We start from the raw sequence: 22,759 nt of genomic DNA, 5'->3' as shown, positions 1-22,759 counted from the left end.
ACCGGGCGGGAATGCGCCGCCGAATTGGCAGAATGCCATCAAGGCGCCGCGGTGATCAAATAACCCGATGGCCGCGATTCGCGTGACCACCGGATCGTCCACAGTGGAGCACGACGTGGCCCGCGCCACGCCGCGGCACCTCGGCGGGCGGGCCGGCCGGTACCACGGAGTAAGTTGGCGCCCGGCGGAGCGGAAGGAGGAACGGGTGATCTTCGGATTCGCCGTGACGGTCGCCGTGGCGGCCGCGCTCGTCGCGCTCTGGAGCTTCCTCCAGTCCGCGCGCAACCGGCTGCCGGACAACCCGCTCCTGATCGCGCTCGCGGTCCTCGAGCTGCTGCTGGTCGCCCAGCTGGTGATCGGCATCGTGCTGCTCGCGGGCGGTGACCGCCCCGGCAGCCTGGCGACCTACCTGGCCTACCTGATCGGCAGCCTGGTCGTGCTGCCGGTCGGCGCCGCCTGGGCGCTGGCCGAGCGGAGCCGCTCGAGCACGGCGGTGCTGGGCATCGCCTGCCTGGCCATCCCGGTGATGGTGCTGCGACTGAACGAGGTGTGGAGTGGAGCAACGGCGTAGGACGGCCACCGGCCCCGGACGCGTGCTCGTCGCCGTGTACGCGATCTTCGCGCTGGCCGCGACGTCGCGAGCCGGCGTCCAGATCGGCACCAAGTTCCACGAAGCCCCGCTCGCGTACCTGCTCTCGGCGTTCGCCGCGGTCGTCTACATCGTCGCGACGATCGCGCTGGCCCGCCGCGGCGACGGCTGGTGGCGCGTGGCCCTCGTGGCCTGCTCGATCGAGCTGCTGGGCGTGCTGACCATCGGCACGCTGAGCCTGGTCGACGCGGCCGCCTTCCGGCACCCGACCGTCTGGTCGGTCTACGGCGAGGGCTACCTGTTCATCCCGCTCGTCCTGCCGGTCATCGGCCTCTACTGGCTGCGCAAGTCCGCGCCCGCCAAGGTCGCGGCGTAACAGTACGGGTAACTGCACGTAGCCCCCGCGGGGAAATAAATACGGATTCCACCGGCGACTTTCGTCGGTTCCGGACATTCCCCTTCAACTCGGACACTCTTGTCGTTCGGTCCCCACCGGCTTTCCCCCACGCGGCTCTCCCCCGCGTGAAAAGGAGTCAGCGTGAAATTCGGCAAGTTCGTCCTGCTGGCCGCGAGCACCGCACTGACCGTCGTCGGCCTCGGCGGTCCCGCATCCGCCCAGACCACCCCGCAGGCCCAGCCGTCGATCATCGGCGGCAGCACCGCCACGAGCGGCCCCTGGGCGGCCCGGCTGTTCGTGAACGGCCAGCAGAACTGCACCGCGACGATCATCGCGCCGCAGTACATCCTCACCGCCAAGCACTGCGTCAGCAGCTCCGGCACCTACACGTTCCGGATCGGCAGCCTCGACCAGTCCAGCGGCGGCACGATGGCCACCGGTTCGACGATCACCCGCTACAACGGCAGCGCCGACCTGGCGATCGTCAAGCTCACGACCTCGGTCAGCGCGACGTACTCGCCGCTCGGCAACGTCGGTGACGTCGCGGTCGGGCAGAACGTCTCGGTCTACGGCTGGGGCGCGACCAGCCAGTGCGGCTCCGAGATCAACTGCCAGTCGCGGTACCTGAAGGTCGCGACGGTCCGGGTCAACTCGATCGGCTGCAGCGACTACACCGGCGGCGTCGCGGTCTGCGCGAACCGCGTCAACGGCATCACCGCCGGCGGCGACTCGGGCGGCCCGATGTTCGCTTCCGGCCGCCAGGTCGGGGTCGCCTCGACCAGCGACCGGTCGAACAACACCGCGTACACGAACATCACGCGTTATCGCAGCTGGATTTCCCAGGTGGCCGGGGTCTGATTCCCGGGGAAAGGGGCCCGGTCACGCGACCGGGCCCCTTTCGCCGTCAGGAAGTGGAAATGTCGTCGAGCTGTTCGGCGGCGGGCCGGACCGGGTAGAGGTCGCCGCCCGGTTGGACCGGCACCTTCGGCACCGCCGTGCGCGCCGCGCGATCACCCGCGTCGGCCGCCGCGTGCAGGACGTCGAGCGCCGCGTACGGCCGGAAGTCCAGCTCGGGGTACGGCCACGTGGACGGCCCTTGCGTGGCGCCCGGGATCAGGAAGTCGACCGCCTTGAACAGCGTCGCACCGCTGGGTGCGGTGTAGTGCCACAGGTCGACGCCGACGTGCTCGCCGATCTGGGCGAGCCGCGTCAGCGCGACGAGGTTGAAGTTCGAGTAGTGCCAGCTCCGGGTCCGGCTCGCCTCCTGCGGCTGGTAGCCGTCCGCCTGGATCTGCGGCGCGATCCGCCCCGGGCCGGCGTTCTGCGCGATGGTCTTGGCCAGGTCGCGCTGCCCGGTGCCGAGGGCGAGCGCGGCGGCGAGCATGTCGTAGAAGCTGCCGTGGTTGTTCTGGGCCTTGGCTTCGTCGGCGCCGTTCTTGCTGGTGCGCAGCCAGTCGAGGAACTGCGAGTACCAGCCGGTCATGCCGGACTGGTCGGTCTTCGTCCAGCCCGGGGCGCCGGTGGCCAGGATCGCGGTGGCGTCGACGACCTGCGTCAGCGTGTAGGAGAACTCGATGATGCCGATGCCGCGCCCGTCGACCTTGCACGGGATGCCCTGCGCGTAGTTCATGTTCGGGTTCATCTTCGTGGCCGCGTCGAGGAACCACGTGCGCAGGTCGAGCGCCGCGCGCCGGGCGTACCGCGCGTCCCCGGTGTAGTACCAGGCCAGCGCGAGCCGGTAGATCGCGGCGAACGCGTCGCCGCGGTAGGCGTGGTCGGTGATCTCGTCGACGATGGGGTTGCGCTGGCCGTCCTTCTGCACGAACGGGCAGCCCCACGGGTTTTCCGCGGTCGGCTCGGTGGTCGGCCACCAGTAGGGCGCGAGGCTCAGGTAGTCGTGCTTGTCCCCGCTGGGTGGGACCTGCTTCTTCGAGGTGACGCTCCACGGCCCGGCCGTGAGGTCGGTCTTCGCCGCGGCGAGGAGGTTGCTCAACGCCGTGCGGGACGTCTTCTCGCCGGCGAGCGCCGCGAACTTCGTCCGGAGCAGCCGGCCGCCGTCGAGGACGGCGGTGTCGGGAGCGCAGACCGGCCCGATCACCGGGATGCTGCAGCTCCGTGGCGTGGCCTCGGCCGCCGGGGCGGCGAAGGACGTGGCGACGAGGCCGAGCGCGGCGAGCGCGGCCACGACGGTGTGGCGGAAAACCATGTCCGCTCCATTCACAAATATGAACACTAAACCTGTGAGTGAATGGAGGGTACGCATGTGAAAGCGGCGTGGGCAATGCCCCGAAGTCAGTCGCGGGGCCGGAAGAAGGCGACGAGCTTCGCGGTGGCGAGTGCGTCCCAGGGGTCGGACGTCGTGAGCACGGCGGCGGCGCCGGTCGGGAACTTGACCTGGACGGCGCGGGTGTCTTCGCCGCGCCCGGCGAGGTGCAGCGTCAGATCGCTGACGCCGGGCTCGTGCGCGACCAGCGCGATCGTGGTGACGTCGGCCGGCGCCCGGCTCGCCGCGCGCAGCAGTTCGGGGACGTCGGCGCCGTAGAGGTCTTCGTCGTACGTCACCGGCGGCGCGGCGGGCAACTCCCCGGCGAGGTGCTGCCAGGTCTCCCGGGTGCGGCGGGCGGTGGAGCAGAAGACGAGTTCGGGGACGTACCCCTGCTCGGTGAGCCAGCGGCCGAGCCTGGGCGCGGCTTCGAGCCCGCGCGGCGCCAGCGGGCGTTCGTGGTCGGGGAGCTCGCCCGACCAATCAGACTTGGCGTGGCGGACGACGATGAGCCGCCGGGTCGCGTCCATCGGCCGAGCCTAGCGAGCCCGTGGTCGCGAGGACCACGGGCTCGCGGGGTCAGGACCCGGTCTGCTGCCGGATCCAGGTGAGGTGCTGGGCGATTCCGGTGTAGAGGGTGCTCGTCGCGCACTCGCCGTTGTCGTCGCCGGGGCCGTGCGTTTCGCCGACCAGCGTCCAGTTGCCGGTCGTGCCGACGACCGCCGGGCCGCCGGAGTCGCCGTGGCACGCGGAATGCGTGCGGTCGCCGGAAACGCAGACGTCACCCGAGCCGCCACCGCCGGCGTAGCAGGAACTGCTGGGCAGTACCCGCAGGTCGATCTGCCGCAGCGTGGTCGGGGTGCTGCAGCCCGGCCAGCTCGTGCAGCCCCAGCCCAGCAGCCGGGCGGTGGTGTTCGCGGCCGGATTGCTCGTCGCCATCGGCACCGGGGTGGCGCGCGCCGCCGCGGACAGGTGCATCAGCGTGAGATCGGTGCCGGGCCTGGTGATCCGGCGGTCGATGCGGCCCACCTCGCCACCGGAGTTCTTGCTGGTCGTGCCGATGCGGCCCTGCGACGCGCTGCCGCAGTGGTCCGCGGTCACGATCCACTGGGGCGCGACGAGACTGCCGCCGCACCCGTTGCTCAGCGAGACCATGAAACTGTAAGTCTCCGTCGCCGTGGTGCCGCCGATGATTTCCGGGCTCTGCTGTGCCTGCGCGATTCCGGGTACGGCCATCGCGAGAACCGCGAATGCGGCCGAAAGCATTTTTCGCATGGGTCAGACCCCGCTGACCTGGCGGATCCAGCTGCGACCCGCCGCGACGCTGCCGTAGGTGGTGGTGCTGGACCGGTCGCTGGTCGAGCACACGCCGACCTGGACACCGCCGTCGAGCATCGGGCCGCCCGAGTCGCCGCCGGCGACCGCGCCGTTCGGGGTGGCCGCTTCGATCGCCGGCCCGCCGAAGTAGTCGCTGGCACCGGTGTCGGAGATCTCCACCGACGCCTGCTTCAGCACGCTCGACTGGTGGCTGCCCTCGTCGGTGGACTGGGTCGCGCCCCAGCCGTAGACGCGGGCGGCGTCACCCTCGCTCGCGTCCGAAGAGCTCGACGCGAGCTTCGCGAAAGTGCTGCCCCCGTTGGTGTTCAGCTTGATCAGGGCCAGGTCGCCGCCCGAGTACAGGTAGGTCGACGACGCTTTCGCGTGCACGCCACCGGAAGCGCTGTTCGATCCGACGTAAAGGTCGATGTCGGACAGGCGCTGCCCGTTGTTGTCGTACATGCAGTGCTTGGCGGTCAGGACCCAGCGCGCGCCGATCAGCGTGCTGGTGCAGAAGAACGTGTAACCGTTGGCGTGGCCGTTGAACCGGGTGATGTAGCCGGGGTTCTGCGCGGTGCTGCCGCCGATGATCGACGGCTGCGCGTCGGGCGAGAGCGGCGCGACCGGGGCGGCCGACGCGGGGGCGGCGGCGAGCGTCGCGAACACGGTGCAGGAACCGGCGAGCACAGCGGCGGCGCGGACGAAGCGGCCGGGGTTTTCACGCATTTCGGGACTCCTTGGGGAACCGGTGGGGACTCACCGAACGTAAGCGGGCGGTGCGTTTCCGGTAATCCGCTGGAAGTCCCGAGCCGATCAACGGAAAAGGACGGTTCCTTCGGCGGGTTGCGCTTTCCCGCGGAATCCGCTTGATCGACAAGGCCGACGTTCGTCGGGTGACAGGGACGGCCGCGGCTGTTAAACCCGGGGGACGCCCGTCGCCGGCTCGGCGCGATCCGCCGTGACCCGCCGGGTGGACTCTCCGGCTCGACCGACGCTTGAGGAACCTGGATGCCGTTGTTCGCGGTACCCGCACCCGAGCCCGCCGGGCGGGAGCTGGCGCACGCGCTCGCCACCGGTCCGTTCAGCCGGGCGCTGACGCTGGCCATCGACCACAGCGGGCTCGGCCTGGCCCGCCTCAAGGGCCGCCTCGCCGCCGCCGGCGTCCCCGTCAGCACGACGACGCTGAGCTACTGGCGCACCGGCCGCACCCGCCCCGAACGCCCGGAGTCGCTACGCGCGGTCGCGGTGCTCGAAGGCGTCCTCGGCCTGCCCACTCGCGCGTTGACCGACCTGCTCGCGCTGCCCGGCGAGGGCCCCGCGACGCCGGGCCCGGTGTGCTGGGAGCGGCTGTGGGAACCCCGCGCCCGCGTGGTGGCGGTCCTGCACTCCTTCGAAGCGGCGGACGAGACGTCGCTGGTCGTGCTCAGCCTCCACGAAGTGCTGCACGTCGACGCGACCCGCGCGTTGACCCGCCTGCACGTGCGCGAAATCGTCCGCGCGGTCACCGAACCGGTCCAGTCCAAGGTCGTGGTCCTGCGCGGCTGCACCCCGGGCCACCCACCCCGGCTGGTGTCGACGCGGTATTGCCGGCCGGTGCGCACGGAAGTGCTGACCGAGCCGGGGTTCGTGGTCAGCGAGCTGGTCCCGCACCGGTCGTTGGCCGTCGGCGAGACGGCGATCCTGGAGTACGAATTCGAGTACTGCGACGGCGTGCCGGACACCAGCTACGACCGCCGCTTCCGCCACCGGGGGACCGAGCACCTGCTCGAGGTCCACTTCGCCCCCGGTGCGCTACCGGCGTCCTGCCATTCTTACCGGCTGGATTCGCCGGGTGGTCCGGAGCGGGACGTGACCGCGGTTTCGCCGGGTTCACCCGCGCACGTGTTCAGCTCCGGCGGACCGCCGGGGATCCGGGGGATGCGGTGGAGCTGGCCGTGACGGGGTGGTGTCTGGTGGGCCGCCTGGGGCTCGAACCCAGAACCTACGGATTAAAAGTCCGCAGCTCTACCAATTGAGCTAACGGCCCGCGCCCCCAGTTTAGCCAGGCCCTGCTCCGGTACCTCCACACCGGGGTGGGGCTGAGGCCGGGTGGAAGGTCAAGACTGGTTCTCGGCCGGTCGGCCGCCCATGATGCGGGGATGCTTGGTTCGCTGCTGATCCTCACCGGGCCGCCCGGTGCCGGGAAGTCGACCGTTGCCCGGCTCGTCACCGTGGACGCGCCGCGGGCCACCGTGCACCTGCACACCGACAGCTTCTACGTCTGGATCCGGACCGGGTTCGTGGCGCCCTACCTGCCCGAGGCCGCGAGGCAGAACGAGGTCGTGCTCGGGGTGATCGCCGAGGCCGCCTGCGGGTACGCGCGCGGGGGCTACGACGTCGTTCTGGACGGCATCGTCGGGCCGTGGGCGCTGGAGCCGTTCCTCGACGCCGCGAAGCGGGGCGGTCTGGACCTCTTCTACGTCGTTCTGCGGCCGGACCTCGAGGCCACCCTCGCGCGCGGGACCGCTCGGAGTGCGCCGGAACTCACCGACGTCGAGCCGCTCACCGGCATGCACGGGGCGTTCGCCGCGCTGGGTGAGCTCGAACGGAACGTCATGGACACGACCGACCAGACCATCGAGGAAACCGCCGAGGCGGTGCGGCAACGCGCCCGCTCGGCGGCCTTCCGGTTGTGATGCTCCTCAGTGGACTGACGCGCGGGGCCCGGCCGGACCCCGCGCGTCACGCCGTCAGCACTGCACGAACAGGCCGGTGTAGGCCGTGCACTTCTTCGACGCCTTGTCGTTGGCCGCTTCCGGGTCGGCCGGGGCGCTCGCCGCGCGCTGGGCCGTGGCCGTGAACGCGCCCCAGGCGAAGAAGCCGCCCTCGGAGCTGAACTTCGCCGTCGCCGAGGCGCCCGGCGCGAGGTTACCGACCGCGCAGGTCAGGGCCGTGCCCGAGCGGGTGCAGCCGGTCAGGGAGGTGACCGTGCGGCCCGATCCCGCGTTGGCCGTCACGCGGACGCCGGTCGCGGTGGCGGGGCCGGTGTTCGAGACCGTGATCACGTAGTCGACGCGGGCGGCCAGGCCGGCGCGTGCGGTCCCGGCCAGCGCGACCTTGACGTCGGCCTCGTTCGGTGCGGCGATCGTGACGGCCGGGCCGTCCTCGACGCCGAACGCGTAGTTGTCGCCGGCGAACTGGTGCTGCAGCGTGAACTGCCCGGGCTGGGCGTCCTCCTTCACGCGGAAGGTGAACGTCACCGTCTTGCTCTCGCCGGCACCGAGGTCGCCGACGCCGCCGCGGAAGCTGCTGAGGTACGGCGAGCACGCGATCGCGCCGGTGCAGGAGACCAGGTCCACCAGGTCGACGACCGGCTTCTCCTTGGCGTAGAGCGCCGCCTTCGCGCCGGTGACCGTGAAGTCCGCCGGGTTGTACAGCTGCTCCGTGACCGTGAACGTGTCGCCCGCGTGCACGGTGGTTTCGCTGACGTCGATCGAGCTGGGGGCGGGGGCCGCGGACGCGACGGCGGGGGCCGCGATCAGGGCGGCGGTCGTGAGCGCGGCCAGAACTGCGGTTCTTCGTCCGGTTCGCTGCATCGTCTTGATCTCCTGGTTCCGAACCGAGGGGTGCCGCTTCGACCGTGGGGACCGGCGTGCGCAGCAGGGGTGACGAAGATCAGATCGGCGGTCCCCGAAATTCGTTACCTCGTTCTCGAAACCGTGTCTGAACTGGGGTTTTCAGCCCGTTGCCCGGTCACCGGACAGCCCGGCGCCCCGAAAATTGTCGGACCCCCGTGGCACGCTCCGCACATGACCGAACACAGCACTCCGGTCGCGGCCCCGGCCCGCTTGACCGGGCCCCGCGAAGATCCGACACCGATCGCCGACGAGCGGCAGGCGCTCACCGAGAGCCTCGACTACTACCGGCGCACATTCGAACTCAAGTGCGCCGGTCTGGACCCCGGCCGCCTGGCCGAGCGCTCGGTGTCGCCGTCGACGCTGACCCTGCACGGGCTGTTGCGGCACCTCACGGGTGTCGAACGCTGGTGGTTCCGGATCCAGTTCGCCGGGGAGGACCTGCCGAACCTGTACTACTCCGACGACGACCCGGAGCAGGACTTCACCTCGCTCGACGGGGACGTGGACGAGGCCTTTTCGTTGTGGCACGCGGAATGCGCGCGCTCCCGGGAGATCGTCGCGGCGAGCTCGCTGGAGCAGACCGGCGTCCGGCGCAGCACGGGCGAGCCGTTCGCCCTGCGCTGGTTGATGCTGCGGATGATCGGCGAGTACGCGCGGCACTGCGGCCAGGCCGACCTGGTCCGCGAGCGGATCGACGGGGTGACGGGCGAATAGCGGCTCAACCGGCGCGGTGGCGCAGGCGGAAGAGGAGGTTGACCACGAACGGGACGACGATCCAGCAGGCGTAGGCCCAGTGCGTGAAGAAGGCGACCGGGATCGAGACGACGAAGGCGGCGGCCATCGTGCCGATCCCGCGGTAGACCTTGCCGAAGAGCTCAGGCGGGGTGTCCGCGCGGTAGTGGTGGCTGCCCTGGATGCGCCGGGCCATGAGGAGGAACAGCGTCAGCGCGACGACCTGCACGAGCGCGTAGAAGACGAAGCGGAATTCGAACCCGCCGTCTTCGGCGATCACCTTCGTGGCGAACGGCATGATCACCTGCGTCAGCAGCCAGCCGAAGCTGAGCCGGATGAGGCCGCCGTCGAGGGTGGTGACGTGGTCGAACAGCCGGTGGTGGGCGCGCCAGTGGCCGCCGATCACGACGAAACTGATCAGGAAGGAGACGTATTCGGACTGGTGATGGCCGAGTGAACGCAGCAGTTCGGCGCTGGTGGCGCCCTCCGGCAGCGGCAGCTCGAGCGCGAGCAGCGTGATCGCGATGGCTACGACGGCGTCCGAGAAGAAGGTCAGCCGCTCGGCGGCGAAACCCCGGGGTTCGACGTCGGCGGTGTCCTCCGTGGACGGAACGCTGCTCATGGCCGATGAGCGTGCCAGACGCGGCAGCGTGGCCTTCGGCGAGGCCGGGCGCGTGCGATGCTGAGGCCATGAGCGTCGACCCCGATTCCGGACTGCTGTCCCCGGTACGGGCCGGTACGCCGGCCGAAGCGTCGACCGGTGACGAGGCTTGGCTGCGCGCGATGCTCGACGCGGAGGCAGCGCTGGCGAGAGCGCAGGCGCGGCTCGGGACGGTACCGCCCGAAGCCGCGGACGCGATCACGGCGGCCGCCGGCAGCGCGCGGATCGACGTCGTCGAGCTGGCACGGGAGTCGCGGGCGACCGCGAACCCGGTCGTCGGCCTGGTGAAGGCGCTGACGTCGGCGGTCGGCGGGAGCGCGGCCGAGTACGTGCACCGCGGCTCGACGAGCCAGGACATCTTCGACACCGCGATGATGCTGGTCGCCGACCGGACGCTGCGGCCGCTCGCGGCCGATCTCGACGCCACCGCCGAGGCACTGGCCGAGCTGGCGCGCACGCACCGGGACACGACCATGGCCGGGCGCACGCTGACGGCGCACGCGGTGCCGACGACGTTCGGCCTCAAGGCCGCGGGCTGGCGGCAGCTGGTGCTGGACGCGGCCACCCGGATCCGCCGCCTGCTCGACGGCGGACTGCCGGTCTCACTCGGCGGGGCAGCGGGGACGCTGGCGGCGTACGTGGAGTACGCCCGCTTGGCCGAGGGCACGGGGAAGAGGCAAGCGGGACGGGGTGGGGCGGGGGGCGGGGGCGGGGGCCCGGAAGCCGACACCGACACCGCCGACGGCGGCGCGGCCGGCGCGGGCGCGGGCGCGGGCGCGGGCGCGGGCGCGGGCGCGGGCGCGGGCGCGGGCGCGGGTAACGACGGTACGGCCAGCGAAGGCGCGGGCAGCGAAGGCGCGGCCGACACCAGAACCCACGACGGTGACAGCGCGGCCGTCGACAGCGCGGCCGCCGACGGCACGACGCACCCCAGCGCGGCTAGCGACGACGCGGCCAACACCAGCGCGGCCGGCGACAACCCGCGCGACCCGGCGCGGGTCGACGAGGGTTACGCCGAGCGGCTCGTCGCCGCCTTCGCCGAGGAGACCGGGCTGGCCGCGCCCGTGCTGCCGTGGCACTCGCTGCGGACGCCCGTTGCCGACCTTGCCGCCGCGCTCGCGTTCACCGCGGGTGCGCTGGGGAAGCTGGCCGTCGACGTCGCGACGCTGACGCGGACCGAGCTGGGTGAAGTCGTCGAACCGGCCGCCGGTGGGCGGGGTGGGTCGTCGGCGATGCCGCACAAGCGGAACCCCGTGCTCGCGACGCTGATCCGCTCGGCCGCGCTGCAGGTGCCGGTGCTGGCTGCCGGGGTCACGCAGTCGATGCTGGCCGAAGACGAACGGTCGGCTGGGGTGTGGCACGCCGAGTGGCAGCTCGTCCGGGAGTGCCTGCGGCTGACCGGTGGGGCCGCGCACACCGCCGTCGAGCTGGCGCGGGGGCTCGCGGCTCAGCCCGAGCGGATGCGGGCGAACCTGGCGTCGACGCACGGGCTGATCGTCTCCGAACGGCTGTCCGCTGTGCTCGCGCCGCTGCTCGGGAAGGCAAAGGCCAAGGAACTGCTGGGTGCGGCGTCGCGACAAGCAGTGGAGCAGGACCGGCCGCTGCGGGATGTGCTGGACGAGCTGCCCGCCGTCACCGGGGTGCTGACCCCGGCCGCGCTGGACGAGCTGCTCGATCCCGCCGGGTACACCGGGGCTGCGGCTGTGCTGGTCGACCGCGCGCTCGAGGCGGGCGTGGACGCGTAGGAGCAGCTCGGCGGCGGCGGGAAAAAAACTTTGAACCGCCTTCGCCGAGGGTCCGTGTAGTGGGTATCAGGCAGCCGCACCGAGCGGCGGGAAACCCCACGGACACAAGGAGAACTTCCATGCTTCGCACGCGCATCGCCGTCTCCGTCGCCGCTGCGGCAGCCGGGCTGGCAGTGCTCACCGCTTGCTCGGGTGCCGAAACTGCTCAGCCGGTCATCGCCCCCGCGGCGGCGGGCGGCACCGGCGGCGGCCAGATCGCCAACGGCCAGGTGGGCAACGCAGCTCCGGCGTCGAACGAATCGAAACTCGTCGTCGCGGACGTCGCGAGCGTCGGGCAGGTGCTCACCGACCAGAACGGCATGACGCTCTACCGGTTCGACAAGGACACGGCGAAGCCGCCGAAGTCCAATTGCGACGGTGACTGCGCCAAGGCTTGGCCGCCGATGCTGGCGACCGGGGACGTTCAGGTGCAGGGAGTCGACAAGAACCTCGTCGGGAAGGTGACGCGGTCCGACGGGACCGAGCAGATCACCGTCGGCGGGTGGGCGCTCTACCGCTACGCCAAGGACACCAAGGCCGGTGACGCGACCGGGCAGGGCGTCGGTGGCGCCTGGTACGCCTCGAACGCCAAGGGCGGGAAGGCCGGGCAGGCCGCGGCCGAAGCCGGCGTCGTCAAGCTCAGCGCGAGCAAGATCGACGGGCTCGGGGACGCGATCGTCGACCAGAACGGGATGACGCTCTACCTGTTCACCAAGGACACCAAGAAGGCCAAGACGTCCGCCTGCAACGGCGACTGCGCCAAGACGTGGCCCGCGGTCCTCTCGAACAACGGCAAGGTCGAACTGCAGGGCATCGACTCGAAGCTGCTCGGCAGCATCAAGCGCGCGGACGGCACCGAGCAGGTCACCATCGGCGGCTGGCCCGTCTACACCTTCTCGAAGGACCTGAAGCCGGGCGACGCGAACGGCATGGGCGTCAACGGCACCTGGTTCGTCATCGAGCCCAACGGCTGCAAGGTCGGCACCACCCCCAGCTCCACCGCCAACCAGGCTCCGGCTGACAGTGGCGCTGGGAGCAGCAACTCCGGCGCTGGTGGCACCACCTACTGAGCCACCTAGAACTTCCTTTAGTGGGCGAGGCCCGGCGGACGCTCTTCGCGAGCGACCTCCGGGCCTCGCTCGTCGTGGTGGCGGCGCAGGAACGAGCGGCGACGCGGCTGGGCGGCGACGTCGTCGGTGCGGTCCGTGCGGTCGTGGTCGATGCGGTCGCGGTCGATCACTTCGGTGTGCTGCTCGGCGATCGCCGGCTCGTCGGCCGTCTCGTCCTCGGGCAGGAGGATGGTGCGGCGGGCCGGGAGGACGGCGATCAGCAGACCGAGCGCCGCGACGCCGAGGTGCAGCCACGTGTCGGCGGGACCCATGTCCATCGGGTTGCCGGCGGTGGCGAAGGGGTTGTTCGAGATGAGGCCGTCGATCATCAGGCCCCAGACGAACAGCAGGCCGTAACCGATGAACAGCAGCCAGCCGAACGTGCGGGCGCGGCCCGAACCGAACGCCAGCAGCAGGCCGACCACGCCGGTCCCGATGCGGACCAGGCTCATGAGCGGGTTGGCGGAGAACCGCCAGAACCCCGCGTCGTGGTGGCCGGCGAAGTTGCCGAAGCCCGTCCTGGTCAATCCGATGATGCCGACGACGAGGAACGCGATCCCGGCCAGTCCGGCCAGCACCTGCGCCGGCTGCAGGCCGCGAACCCGGATGCGTGCGCCTTTCGCGTGAGTCATGACTCCAGTCCTTCCCAGCGGGTGGTGACGACCGTCACCGCCCTCAGGTACCCCGCGAACACGGTGAGCGAAACGACTGTGCTTGCCCGCGGGCCACCTGCGCGTTCGCGGTTTCGGTGCGTCGCGAGAGCTATCCCACAAAACCACCCGTTTCAGCGAACAGCGCGCGGCGTTCCCGGCAATCCAGGGCATGCGCAAGCTGAGCGGGATCTTCCTGGTGGGGCTGTGCCTGGGGGCGATCGGCGCGGTGGTGCTCACCGCGAGTCACAGCGGCCCCCCGGCCGCCGAAGCGGTCGCGGTCGCGGAACCGCTGACAACGATGTCGGATTCACCACCGAGCACGCCGACGCCGACACCCACGCCGAGTGCGAGCAAGAGCGCCACCCCGACGCCGAAGAGCGCGCCGAAGGTGGACGCCGCCGAGGTGGACCGGCTGATGGCGAGCGGGACCGTCAGCGCCGTCGTGTTCGACCGGGAGCGCGCGGCGGCGACCGTCTCCGTGCGGGCGGACCGCGGGTACACGTCGGCGTCGCTGGTGAAGCTGCTGATCGCGCTCACCGTGCTGGAGCGGGGTGGTCCGACGGCGTCGGTGCAGCGGATGCTGTCCCGCAGCGACGACGACCTCGCGAGCCGGTTCTGGGCGGCGTACGGCGGGCCGGCGATCGTCACGCGCTGGGCCGGGAAGCTCGGTCTCACCGGGACGCGGGCGCCCGAAGATCCCGGGCGCTGGGGCGACACGCGGATCACCGCGCGGGACGTCGTGCGGATCTACCAGTACGTGCTGGAGCACGCGCCGGGCGCGATCATGGCCGCGCTGCGGGCCGCGAACGAGCGGGGGTCCGACGGGTTCCGGCAGTACTTCGGGATCCCGGACGCCGCCGCGGGACGGCCGTGGGCGGTCAAGCAGGGCTGGTCGTGCTGCCGGCCGACGCGGATGCTGCACACCTCGGGCGTGGTCGGCGACGGGGACCGGTACATCGTGGTGGTGCTGAGCGAGCACCCTGCTTCGGTCGACTACGCGACCGGGTCGAAGCGGGTGACGGCGATCGTCTCCGCGCTGCTCGGCTGAGGCCTACTGGTCGGTGTCCGCCAGCGCCCCGTGCGCGCCGGACTTCGGCAGCGGCCACGGGAGGACTCCCCCCGTCGTGTCCGCCACGCGGCCGGCCGGGGCCGGACTCGTCGTGTGGGCACCGATCCAGGCCAGGACGTCCGGGATCTGGGACTTGAAGGTGTTCATGTTGTGGCCCGCGTCCGGGATGCGCCACGACGTGAACTGCAGCGGCGGCCGGGCCGCGGCGCGGATCTGGTCGATCGCGTAGCTCTCGTAGCTCTCCTTCTCACCCGAGATCGCCAGGATCTGGACCGGCGACGGGTGGAGGCGGACGTTGACCCGGACGTTGTTGGCGTCGTTGATGTCCTGGCGGCCGTGGAACAGGTCTTCGGTCTCGGCGTCGATCTGGGCCTTGTCGTAGCCGCTGACGCTGACCGCCTGGCCGTACCACTGCGGGTGGCGGGTCACCAGGTTCATCGCGCAGTAGCCGCCCGACGACCAGCCCGCGATCGTCCAGCCCTGGCGGTTCGGGGAGACGCCCAGCTTCTGCAGGGCCCAGTCGCGCAGGTCGGCCGTCAGGTACGTGTCGTTGGCCGTTCCGTTGACCTCGTCGACGCATTCGGTGTCGTGGCCGACCTTCGGGACGCCCGTCGGGTCGGGGACGATCACCACGGTCGGCGGCAGGGCCTTGCGCGCGATCGCCGCGTCGAGTTGCTGGGGCATGCCGTAGACGGCGAAGACCTCGGGACCGGACGGGTAGTTCGGGATCCACTCGATCGCCGGGAAGCGGAGTTCCTTGTACGCCGCGTCGAAGTACTGCGGGGGCAGGTACACGGTGACGTCGCGGGTCAACTTGGTGCGGCGGCCGGTCACCTTCATGTGGACGACCGTGCCCTTGCCCTCGCGCGCGTGCGCCACCCCCGTGTCGCGCAGCTTCTCGAGGTCCTCGCCGTTCTGCGCCGCCTCGGCGTCGGTGCCCTGGCCCGAGTACACGCCGGTGCCGATCAGGGAGCCGACCGTCGGGAAGAAGCCGCCGATCATGTTGCCCGCCATGCCGGTGGTCACCACCAGCAGGACGACGGCGAGCAGGATCGTGGCGCTGCGCCAAAGGCGCTTGCGCTTCCAGCGGTCCCAGAACCACGGGACCGCGATGATCGCGAGCAGCGTCAGCACGACCACCACGATCATGTTGACCGGCGAATCCAGCCGGATGCTGCTGAAGCTCATGGGTCGGTCCTTCCGGGGCGGGCAGTGAACGCGCACCCGGAACCCCCCCGGGACTCGCGTATATATCACGTTTCAGCCCCCGGACAAGTTGCGGCCCTGTGGCTTCTGTCACAGGGCCGCAACGCACGCCGAACTCAGCGTTTTCTCAGTTATTTCCCCAAAGCCCGGGTCAGGACGGTGATGGCCTGGGTGATCGCCGCCTCGGCGGCGTGGGTCTCACGCAGCGCGTTGACCATCACGAAGTCGTGGATGATCCCCTGGTACCGGACGGCCGTGACGGGCACGCCCGCCTGACGCAGCTTCGCCGCGTACGCCTCGCCTTCGTCGCGCAGGACGTCGGCCTCGCCGGTGATCACGAGGGCCGGGGGCAGGCCGGCGAGCTCGTCGAGCGACGCGCGCAGCGGGGACGCGGTGATCTCCGCGCGCTGGGCGGGGTCGGTCGTGTACTGGTCCCAGAACCACTTCATGCCTTCACGGCCGAGGAAGTAGCCCTCGGCGAACTCCAGGTACGACCCGGTGTCGAAGTTCGCGTCGGTGACCGGGTAGAAGAGCACCTGCTGCTTGAAGGTCACGTCGCCGCGCTGCTTGGCCAGGATCGTCAGCGCCGCCGTCATGTTGCCGCCGACGGAGTCGCCCGCGATCGCGATGCGCGAGGTGTCCAGACCCTGCGAAGCACCGTGCTCGGCGACCCACTTCGCCACGGCGTAGCTCTGCTCGATGGCGACCGGGTAGCGCGCCTCCGGCGAGCGGTCGTACTCGGGGAAGACGACGGCGGCACCGACGCCGGCCGCGAGCTCGCGCACCAGGCGCTCGTGGGTGTGGAAGTCGCCGAACACCCAGCCGGCGCCGTGGATGTAGACGATCACCGGCAGCGGGCCCTCGACGCCCTCGGGGCGGACGATCCGGGTCTCGACCTCGCCGGTCGGTCCACCGGGCACCCGGACGTCCTCGATCGACGCGGGGGCCATGGCGACGTCGCCGTCCTGGACGCCGTCGACGGCCTTGCGTCCCTCCACCGGCGGCAGCTGGAACAGGTACGGCGGCTGGTCGGTGGCCTCGGCGAACGCCTGCGCGGCCGGTTCGAGCGCCAGGTTGTGCGGGTTGGCGGTCATGTCGTCCTCCTCGGGGTGAAGCAAGCTGATGCCATCAAGGTAGCTCTCAACTGAGTTGCGCACAACTTAATGACGTCCAATGAGATGCAGGGCACTTAAGTTGCCGCGCAGTTCGATCTCGGGGAGCATGGAGAGTTACGAGAGAGGAGGACGCCATGGCATCGCTGCGGCTGGACGACCAGCTCTGCTTCGGGCTGTACTCGGCGTCGCGCGCGGTGACGTCGCTGTACCGGGTCGTCCTGGACGACCTCGACCTGACCTACCCCCAGTACCTGGTCATGCTGGCGCTCTGGGAGACCGACCACCGCCTGGTGAAGGAACTCGGCGCCGAGCTGAACCTCGACTCGGGCACGCTCTCGCCGCTGCTCAAGCGGCTGCAGACCGCGGGGCTGGTGAGCCGGAACCGGCAGGCCGACGACGAGCGGTCGGTCCGCGTCAGCCTGAGCGAAACCGGGAAGGCGCTGCGCGAGAAGGCGCAGGGCATCCCCGACGTGATCGGCACGGCGATGAGCCTGGACGACGCCGGGGTGGCCCGGCTGCGCGCCGAGCTCGACCGCCTGACAGAGTCGGTGAACGCCTATCGGGAGGCTCGGGCACCGGCATGATCAACCACGATGACGCGCTGAAGGCCGTCGAAAGCAGCCTGGACCGCCCCTCGGCGGCCCGGATCTACGACTACTTCATCGGCGGCGACACGCACTACGCGATCGACCGCGACTTCGCCGAGAAGGTCCGCGCCCGGCTGCCGCTCATGGGCGACTACTGCCTGACGAGCCGGCAGTTCCTCGGCCGCGCGGTCCGCCAGTGCGTCCACGAGGGCATCCGGCAGTTCGTCGACATCGGCTCCGGCCTGCCGACCGCGGGCAACGTCCACGAGGTCGCCGACGATGAGCGCGAAGAACTCGACACGCGCGTGCTCTACATCGACAACGAGCCGATCGCGCTCGCGCACTCGACGCTGCTGCTCGCCGACACCGCCGACCCCGAGCGCCACCACGCCATCGCCGCGGACTTCCTGCAGCCGGAAGACCTCTGGGACCGCGTGACCGCGTCCGACGTCATCGACGTGCGGGAGCCGATGGCGCTGGTGATCAACGCCGTCATGCACTTCGTCAAGGACGAGCAGAACCCGGACTACCTGCTGGACTTCTACCGCGACCGGCTGCCGTCCGGTTCGCTGCTGGTGCTGTCGCAGATGACCAACGAGAACCCGGTCAACGACGACGAGCGGCAGGCGCTGATCGACCTGCTCGAGTACTACGAGACCACGACGAACCCCGGTTTCCTGCGGCCGATGGCCGAGTTCGAACGCTTCTTCGGCGGCTGGCCGATGCTCGAACCGGGGCTCGTCTACGCGCCGGCGTGGCACCCCGACGAGCGGACCGTGTTCGCCGCCTCGCCGTCGGAATCCCGCGTGATCGGTGGCGTCGCCCGCAAGCCTTAAGAAGCTTCGCGCAGGCTTTCCAGCACTTCGAGGACCGCGCTCTTGCCCAGCTCGACGGCCTTGCGCAGCACCGCGGGGTCCCGCTCCAGCGTGGCCACGTCCGGGGCCCCCACCGGCGGCCGGATGCTCAGGATGCGCGGATCGGACGCCAGGACTTCTTCGTCCTCGACGTCCCGGCGGTAGGTGTCGCGCCACGCCGGGATCGCGCCCGGCGCCTGGCGGCGCAGGAACCGCGGCACCACGACGTCGTACGCGCGGGGCGGCGGCAGCGGCAGTTCGTCGGCACGGCGGGTGCGCAGCACGAGGACGTCGGTCGCGTCCTGGGCCAGCGCCGTCCGGTACGGGATCGGTTCGGCGACACCCGCGTCGACGAACCGGCGGCCGGCCATCGGGATCGGCGGCCCGGCCAGCACCGGCATGCAGGACGACGCCGCGAGCGAGACCTTGATCGCGTCGACGTCGTCGAGGAAGGGGTGCAGGTCGGTCGACTCCCCCGTGTCGGCGTCGGTGGCGAGCGGGTGGAACGTCACCGGGTTGGCCAGGATCGCCGGGAAGTCCATCGGCTCCAGCACCGAATAGACCTGGTGGACGAGGTATTCGAGGTCGATCACCGCGCGGCCGCGCAGGGTGTGCAGCGGGTTGATGATCCGGCGCATGACGACCGGGTTCCACCAGGTCCGCACGCCCGTCGACGAGCAGCCGCTGAGCAGCCAGGCGCCGTTCAGCGCGCCGGCCGACGAGCCGTAGACGGCGTCGAACACCGGGACGGCGCCGAGTTCGTCGAGCGCCAGAGCCATGCCGCTGGAGTACGTCCCGCGGCTGCTGCCGCCTTCGACGGCGAGCGCGAGGCGCCTGCCGTCGGTGCGTGCGCCCGGGACGCTGCCCGTCGCCAGCCGTTCGGAGATCAGTTCGAGTACCGGGTGCACTCCTCCCATCCTGGTCGTTTCGCGCGGAGAGTCGACCCGATTTATCCCACCCAGGGGGGTGAAGTGATGCGCGCCTCGTTGCACTGCAACTCGTTGCATAGGACCCTCGGGCCATGGCACTGGAGCACGCGATCCTCGTCTCGCTGTCCGAGCGCGCCGGCTCGGGCTACGAGCTCACGCGCCGCTTCGAGAAGTCGATCGGGCTCTTCTGGAGCGCCACCCACCAGCAGATCTACCGCGTGCTGAAGCGGATGGAAGAGGCCGGCTGGGTGGCCGTCGACGTCGTCGCGCAGTCGGGGCGGCCGGACAAGAAGGTCTACACGGTCGGCGACGGCGGGCGCGCCGAACTCGTCCGCTGGCTGGCCGAGCCCGACCCGACGGCCGGGCCCGTGGAACTCGCCGTGAAGATCCGCGGCGCCACCTTCGGCGATCCGGCGAAGGTCGCCGAAGAGATCGTCCGGCACCGGTCGGCCCACGCCGAACGCCTCGACGTCTACCGCCAGATCGAAAAGCGCGACTTCCCCTCGCCCGCGGGCCTCCAGGGCCAGCACCTGCACCAGTACCTGGTCCTGCGCGGCGGCATCCGCGTCGAAGAGGGCCAGGTCGAGTGGTTCGACGAAGTCCTCGCCGCCCTCCACCACCCCAAGGACGCCTGATGACCCCGTACCCGAACTTGCTGTCGCCGCTCGACCTCGGCTTCACGACGCTGCGCAACCGCGTCCTGATGGGGTCGATGCACACCGGTCTCGAGGACAAGGCCGCGCACTTCCCCGAGCTGGCCGAGTACTACGCCGAACGCGCCCGCGGCGGCGTCGGGCTGATCGTCACCGGCGGGTTCGCGCCGAACAGGACCGGCTGGCTGCTGCCGCTCGCGTCCAAGCTGACGACGTCCGCCGAAGCGAAGCAGCACCGGCAGCTCACGGCTCCCGTGCACGAAGCCGGCGGCAAGATCGCGCTGCAGGTCCTGCACGCGGGCCGGTACGCCTACCACCCGCTGAGCGTGTCCGCGTCGAGCATCAAGGCGCCGATCAACCCGTTCCGGCCGCGCGCGCTGACCGGCCACGGCGTCCGCAAGCAGATCGACGCCTTCGCCGAATGCGCCGCTCTCGCCCGCGAAGCGGGTTACGACGGCGTCGAGATCATGGGCTCCGAGGGCTACCTGATCAACCAGTTCCTGGCCGAGCGCACCAACAAGCGCGCCGACGCCTGGGGCGGCACGCCGGAGAAGCGCCGCCGGTTCGCCGTCGAGATCGTCAAGCGCACCAGGGAAAAGGCCGGCGCCGACTTCATCATCGTCTACCGGCTGTCGATGCTCGACCTCGTCGCGGGCGGCCAGCGCTGGGAAGACGTCGTCGCGCTCGCGAAGGAGGTCGAAGCCGCCGGGGCGACGATCATCAACACCGGCATCGGCTGGCACGAGGCCCGGGTGCCGACGATCGTCACGTCGGTGCCGCGCGCCGCGTTCACCTGGGTGACCGGGAAGCTCAAGCCGCACGTGGGCATCCCGGTCGTGACGTCGAACCGGATCAACATGCCGCAGGTCGCCGAGGAGGCGCTGAGCAGCGGCGACGCCGATCTCGTGTCGATGGCGCGGCCGTTCCTCGCCGACCCGGAGTGGATCCGGAAGGCCGAGACCGGCCGCGAGGACGAGATCAACACCTGCATCGCCTGCAACCAGGCCTGCCTCGACCACGCCTTCAAGCGCAAGCTCGTGTCCTGCATGGTCAACCCGCGGGCCGGCCACGAAACCACGCTGACCTTGTCGCCGACGCGGCGGCAGAAGCACGTCGCCGTCGTCGGCGCCGGGCCCGCCGGGCTCTCGGCCGCGACCGCGCTGGCCGACCGCGGGCACCGCGTCGAGCTGTTCGAAGCCGACGACGAGATCGGCGGCCAGTTCGGCATCGCGCGGAAGATCCCCGGCAAGGAGGAGTTCGCCGAGACCATCCGCTACTACCAGCGGCGCCTCGAAGTCACCGGCGTGAAGCTGCACCTCGGAACGCGCGCGAAAGCCGCCGACCTCGCCGGCTTCGACGAGGTCGTGCTGGCCACCGGCGTCGCCCCGCGTGTGCCGTCGCTGCCCGGGATCGACCACCCGAAGGTGCTGTCCTACGTCGACGTCGTGAAGCACGGCAAGCCGGTCGGCGCGCGGGTCGCGGTGATCGGGGCCGGCGGCATCGGCGTCGACGTCAGCGAATTCCTCACGCACACGGACTCGCCCGCGCTCGACCTCGACGCGTGGATGGCCGAGTGGGGTGTAACAGATCCGGAGACCGCGCCGGGCGGGCTCACCGAACGGAAGCCCGAGCCGTCGCCGCGGCAGGTTTACCTGCTGCAGCGCAAGAAGTCCGGGATCGGTTCCGGGCTCGGCAAGACCTCGGGCTGGGTGCACCGGGCCGCGCTCAAGGCGAAGAAGGTCGAACAGCTCCCCGGCGTCAGCTACGACCGGGTCGACGACGAGGGCCTGCACATCACCGTCGACGGCACCCCGCGGCTCCTGGAGGTCGACACGGTCGTCGTCTGCGCCGGTCAGGAGCCCGTGCGGGACCTCGCGGACGAGCTGCGCGCGGCCGGGCTCCCGGTGCACCTGATCGGTGGGGCCGACGTCGCCGCGGAACTCGACGCGAAACGCGCGATCGACCAGGGAACGAGGCTCGCCGCCGCGCTGTAGCCCTGAATGCGTCCGGCACTGGCAGGATGGGCCCCGTGCGAGACGTATGCGTGATCGGGCTCGGGCTGATCGGCGGTTCGCTGCTGCGCGCGGCCGCCGCCAGCGGCCGCACGGCGTTCGGCGCCGCGGTTTCCGAAGGGGACGCCGACGCGGCCAGCAGAGCGGGTTACGACGTCACGACCGACGTCGAAGCCGCGCTGCACCGGGCCGCCGCCGACGACGCGCTGGTCGTGCTCGCGGTGCCGCTCCCGGCCGTCGAAGACCTGCTGCGGCTGGTCAACCAGCACGCGTCGCACTGCCTGCTCACCGACGTGACCAGCGTGAAAGCGCCGGTCCTGGACGCGGTCCGCCGCCGGGTGCCCTACACGCGGTACGTCGGCGGGCACCCGATGGCGGGGACGTCGAACTCGGGCTGGCTGGCCGGGGACGCGACGCTGTTCCAGGGCGCGGCCTGGGTCGTCGCCGTCGAAGAGGACACCGACCTCGACGCCTGGGCCGAAGTGACGGCGCTCGTGCTCGACATCGGCGCGCACGTCGTCCCGCTGCCGGCGGAGTCGCACGACGAGGCCGTCGCCCGGATTTCGCACCTGCCGCACCTGTTCGCGGCCATCCTCGCCACGATCGGCGGCGAGGGCGGCCCGCTCGCGATGTCGCTGGCCGCCGGGTCCTACCGGGACGGGACGCGGGTCGCGGGCTCGAACCCGCACCTCGTGCGCGCGATGACCGAAGGCAACCGGGACGCGCTGCTGCCGATCGTCGACGAAGCCCTCGGCCGGCTCGGCGCCGCGCGCGGCTCTCTGGCGTCGACCGGCGGCCTGGCGGCGACGATCAACGCGGGTTACGAAGGCGCGCAGGCACTGGCCGCCAACCTGGACGCCGAACGCGCGGGCGTCCGGATCAGCCTGGCGGCGCCGGACGCCCGGCAGGGCCTGATCGCACTCGGCGAGCGCGGCGGCCGGATCACCGGGCTGTCCGACGGCATCGCCACCGGCGAGGTGCAGTAGCCGGCCGCTACCGCGCGGGCGGGGTGTCCGGCGTGTCGTCGAACTTGTTGAGGAAGTCCTTGGCCTTCTCGACGCCGCCGTCGATCTGCGAGTCGTGGCCGGAGAACTTGGACTTCGCGAAGTCCGCCGCCTTGTCCAGGCCCTCCTCGATCTTGTCGTTGTGCTCGCGCAGGGCCTCTTCGGCCTTGCCCTTCAACGCGTCGAAGTCGATTCCCATGGGGCAATT

At 71.0% G+C, this 22,759-nt stretch carries 25 protein-coding genes and 1 tRNA gene; 14 read left to right on the top strand and 12 right to left on the bottom strand.

Annotated elements, in window-relative coordinates:
* The first annotated feature begins 205 nt into the window (after positions 1 to 205).
* The 3 genes from ACLJQM_RS00995 to ACLJQM_RS00985 all read left to right on the top strand — a co-directional run bounded on the left by ACLJQM_RS00995 (position 206) and on the right by ACLJQM_RS00985 (position 1,844).
* Positions 206 to 571, top strand: a complete 366-nt coding sequence (locus ACLJQM_RS00995; protein ID WP_247025388.1) for a hypothetical protein — start codon at positions 206 to 208, stop codon at positions 569 to 571.
* 22 nt (positions 572 to 593) lie between these two features.
* Positions 594 to 965, top strand: a complete 372-nt coding sequence (locus tag ACLJQM_RS00990) for a hypothetical protein (RefSeq protein WP_247025390.1) — start codon at positions 594 to 596, stop codon at positions 963 to 965.
* A gap of 204 nt (positions 966 to 1,169) precedes the next feature.
* Positions 1,170 to 1,844, top strand: a complete 675-nt coding sequence (locus tag ACLJQM_RS00985; protein ID WP_410630270.1) for a S1 family peptidase — start codon at positions 1,170 to 1,172, stop codon at positions 1,842 to 1,844.
* 46 nt (positions 1,845 to 1,890) lie between these two features.
* Here ACLJQM_RS00985 and ACLJQM_RS00980 read toward each other — a convergent pair whose 3' ends face one another.
* From ACLJQM_RS00980 to ACLJQM_RS00965, 4 genes are all read right to left on the bottom strand, one after another.
* On the bottom strand, positions 1,891 to 3,192 hold the full coding sequence (locus tag ACLJQM_RS00980) for an alginate lyase family protein (RefSeq protein ID WP_410629705.1): 1,302 nt from the start codon (positions 3,190 to 3,192) through the stop codon (positions 1,891 to 1,893).
* 86 nt (positions 3,193 to 3,278) lie between these two features.
* Positions 3,279 to 3,779 carry a SixA phosphatase family protein gene (locus ACLJQM_RS00975; RefSeq protein ID WP_360767660.1) on the bottom strand — a complete coding sequence of 167 codons (501 nt, stop codon included), beginning with the start codon at positions 3,777 to 3,779 and terminating at the stop codon, positions 3,279 to 3,281.
* Between the two features lie 49 nt (positions 3,780 to 3,828).
* Positions 3,829 to 4,485: a S1 family peptidase gene (locus tag ACLJQM_RS00970; protein ID WP_410629702.1), complete on the bottom strand. Its 657-nt coding sequence runs from the start codon at positions 4,483 to 4,485 to the stop codon at positions 3,829 to 3,831.
* Positions 4,486 to 4,527: 42 nt separating this feature from the next.
* Positions 4,528 to 5,292, bottom strand: a complete 765-nt coding sequence (locus tag ACLJQM_RS00965) for a S1 family peptidase (protein ID WP_410629700.1) — start codon at positions 5,290 to 5,292, stop codon at positions 4,528 to 4,530.
* Between the two features lie 282 nt (positions 5,293 to 5,574).
* Between ACLJQM_RS00965 and ACLJQM_RS00960 the strand changes: the two genes are divergently transcribed.
* A complete protein-coding gene (locus ACLJQM_RS00960; RefSeq protein WP_410629698.1) occupies positions 5,575 to 6,504 on the top strand; it encodes a hypothetical protein in 930 nt (309 codons plus the stop codon).
* A gap of 12 nt (positions 6,505 to 6,516) precedes the next feature.
* On the opposite strand, the gene ACLJQM_RS00955 is transcribed toward ACLJQM_RS00960, so the two are convergent.
* Positions 6,517 to 6,592, bottom strand: a tRNA-Lys gene (locus ACLJQM_RS00955).
* Between the two features lie 112 nt (positions 6,593 to 6,704).
* Here ACLJQM_RS00955 and ACLJQM_RS00950 point away from each other — a divergent pair.
* A complete protein-coding gene (locus ACLJQM_RS00950; RefSeq protein ID WP_410629696.1) occupies positions 6,705 to 7,241 on the top strand; it encodes an AAA family ATPase in 537 nt (178 codons plus the stop codon).
* A gap of 54 nt (positions 7,242 to 7,295) precedes the next feature.
* Here the strand turns inward: ACLJQM_RS00950 and ACLJQM_RS00945 are convergent, their stop codons facing one another.
* A complete protein-coding gene (locus ACLJQM_RS00945) occupies positions 7,296 to 8,141 on the bottom strand; it encodes a hypothetical protein (protein WP_410629694.1) in 846 nt (281 codons plus the stop codon).
* A gap of 213 nt (positions 8,142 to 8,354) precedes the next feature.
* Between ACLJQM_RS00945 and ACLJQM_RS00940 the strand changes: the two genes are divergently transcribed.
* The gene (locus tag ACLJQM_RS00940) at positions 8,355 to 8,897 is read left to right on the top strand and encodes a DinB family protein (RefSeq protein ID WP_410629692.1); all 543 of its coding nucleotides are present in this window, start codon (positions 8,355 to 8,357) and stop codon (positions 8,895 to 8,897) included.
* Between the two features lie 4 nt (positions 8,898 to 8,901).
* Here ACLJQM_RS00940 and ACLJQM_RS00935 read toward each other — a convergent pair whose 3' ends face one another.
* On the bottom strand, positions 8,902 to 9,537 hold the full coding sequence (locus ACLJQM_RS00935) for a TMEM175 family protein (protein ID WP_410629690.1): 636 nt from the start codon (positions 9,535 to 9,537) through the stop codon (positions 8,902 to 8,904).
* Positions 9,538 to 9,605: 68 nt separating this feature from the next.
* On the opposite strand from ACLJQM_RS00935, the gene ACLJQM_RS00930 reads away from it, so the two are divergent.
* Positions 9,606 to 11,321 (top strand): lyase family protein, encoded by a 1,716-nt coding sequence (locus ACLJQM_RS00930; RefSeq protein ID WP_410629688.1) that lies wholly within the window; start codon positions 9,606 to 9,608, stop codon positions 11,319 to 11,321.
* 119 nt (positions 11,322 to 11,440) lie between these two features.
* Positions 11,441 to 12,430 (top strand): SCO0930 family lipoprotein, encoded by a 990-nt coding sequence (locus tag ACLJQM_RS00925; protein WP_410629686.1) that lies wholly within the window; start codon positions 11,441 to 11,443, stop codon positions 12,428 to 12,430.
* 17 nt (positions 12,431 to 12,447) lie between these two features.
* Here the strand turns inward: ACLJQM_RS00925 and ACLJQM_RS00920 are convergent, their stop codons facing one another.
* Positions 12,448 to 13,101, bottom strand: coding sequence for a DUF4383 domain-containing protein (locus ACLJQM_RS00920; RefSeq protein WP_360767631.1), 654 nt, complete (start codon positions 13,099 to 13,101; stop codon positions 12,448 to 12,450).
* Between the two features lie 190 nt (positions 13,102 to 13,291).
* Here ACLJQM_RS00920 and ACLJQM_RS00915 point away from each other — a divergent pair, with 190 nt between their 5' ends.
* Positions 13,292 to 14,170 (top strand): hypothetical protein, encoded by an 879-nt coding sequence (locus ACLJQM_RS00915; protein ID WP_410629684.1) that lies wholly within the window; start codon positions 13,292 to 13,294, stop codon positions 14,168 to 14,170.
* Positions 14,171 to 14,173: 3 nt separating this feature from the next.
* On the opposite strand, the gene ACLJQM_RS00910 is transcribed toward ACLJQM_RS00915, so the two are convergent.
* Positions 14,174 to 15,379 carry an alpha/beta hydrolase gene (locus ACLJQM_RS00910; RefSeq protein ID WP_410629682.1) on the bottom strand — a complete coding sequence of 402 codons (1,206 nt, stop codon included), beginning with the start codon at positions 15,377 to 15,379 and terminating at the stop codon, positions 14,174 to 14,176.
* A 149-nt stretch (positions 15,380 to 15,528) separates the two neighbouring features.
* On the bottom strand, positions 15,529 to 16,491 hold the full coding sequence (locus ACLJQM_RS00905; protein WP_410629680.1) for an alpha/beta hydrolase: 963 nt from the start codon (positions 16,489 to 16,491) through the stop codon (positions 15,529 to 15,531).
* A gap of 155 nt (positions 16,492 to 16,646) precedes the next feature.
* Between ACLJQM_RS00905 and ACLJQM_RS00900 the strand changes: the two genes are divergently transcribed.
* Positions 16,647 to 17,096, top strand: coding sequence for a MarR family winged helix-turn-helix transcriptional regulator (locus ACLJQM_RS00900; protein WP_360767619.1), 450 nt, complete (start codon positions 16,647 to 16,649; stop codon positions 17,094 to 17,096).
* Positions 17,093 to 17,935, top strand: coding sequence for an SAM-dependent methyltransferase (locus ACLJQM_RS00895; protein ID WP_247015657.1), 843 nt, complete (start codon positions 17,093 to 17,095; stop codon positions 17,933 to 17,935). The genes ACLJQM_RS00900 and ACLJQM_RS00895 overlap by 4 nt, the downstream gene beginning before the upstream one ends.
* Here the strand turns inward: ACLJQM_RS00895 and ACLJQM_RS00890 are convergent.
* On the bottom strand, positions 17,932 to 18,870 hold the full coding sequence (locus ACLJQM_RS00890; protein WP_410629677.1) for a patatin family protein: 939 nt from the start codon (positions 18,868 to 18,870) through the stop codon (positions 17,932 to 17,934). The two genes, ACLJQM_RS00895 and ACLJQM_RS00890, sit on opposite strands and share 4 nt — an antisense overlap.
* A gap of 104 nt (positions 18,871 to 18,974) precedes the next feature.
* On the opposite strand from ACLJQM_RS00890, the gene ACLJQM_RS00885 reads away from it, so the two are divergent.
* Genes ACLJQM_RS00885 through ACLJQM_RS00875 form a run of 3 tightly spaced genes read left to right on the top strand, consistent with a single transcriptional unit; the run spans position 18,975 to position 22,533 of the window.
* Entirely contained in the window at positions 18,975 to 19,517 is a 543-nt protein-coding gene (locus ACLJQM_RS00885; protein ID WP_360767610.1) for a PadR family transcriptional regulator, read from the top strand.
* Complete coding sequence (locus ACLJQM_RS00880) at positions 19,517 to 21,529, top strand: FAD-dependent oxidoreductase (protein ID WP_410629674.1); 2,013 nt, start codon at positions 19,517 to 19,519, stop codon at positions 21,527 to 21,529. The genes ACLJQM_RS00885 and ACLJQM_RS00880 overlap by 1 nt, the downstream gene beginning before the upstream one ends.
* 50 nt (positions 21,530 to 21,579) lie before the next feature.
* Positions 21,580 to 22,533 carry a prephenate dehydrogenase gene (locus ACLJQM_RS00875; RefSeq protein ID WP_247025392.1) on the top strand — a complete coding sequence of 318 codons (954 nt, stop codon included), beginning with the start codon at positions 21,580 to 21,582 and terminating at the stop codon, positions 22,531 to 22,533.
* Positions 22,534 to 22,540: 7 nt separating this feature from the next.
* On the opposite strand, the gene ACLJQM_RS00870 is transcribed toward ACLJQM_RS00875, so the two are convergent.
* On the bottom strand, positions 22,541 to 22,750 hold the full coding sequence (locus tag ACLJQM_RS00870) for an antitoxin (protein ID WP_360767604.1): 210 nt from the start codon (positions 22,748 to 22,750) through the stop codon (positions 22,541 to 22,543).
* Between the last annotated feature and the right edge of the window lie 9 nt (positions 22,751 to 22,759).

Source organism: Amycolatopsis sp. cmx-4-83 (assembly GCF_046548815.1).
GTDB lineage: Bacteria > Actinomycetota > Actinomycetes > Mycobacteriales > Pseudonocardiaceae > Amycolatopsis > Amycolatopsis pretoriensis_A.
Note: the sequence above shows the minus strand (reverse complement) of the source record. Positions and strands in the feature narration are given on the sequence as shown.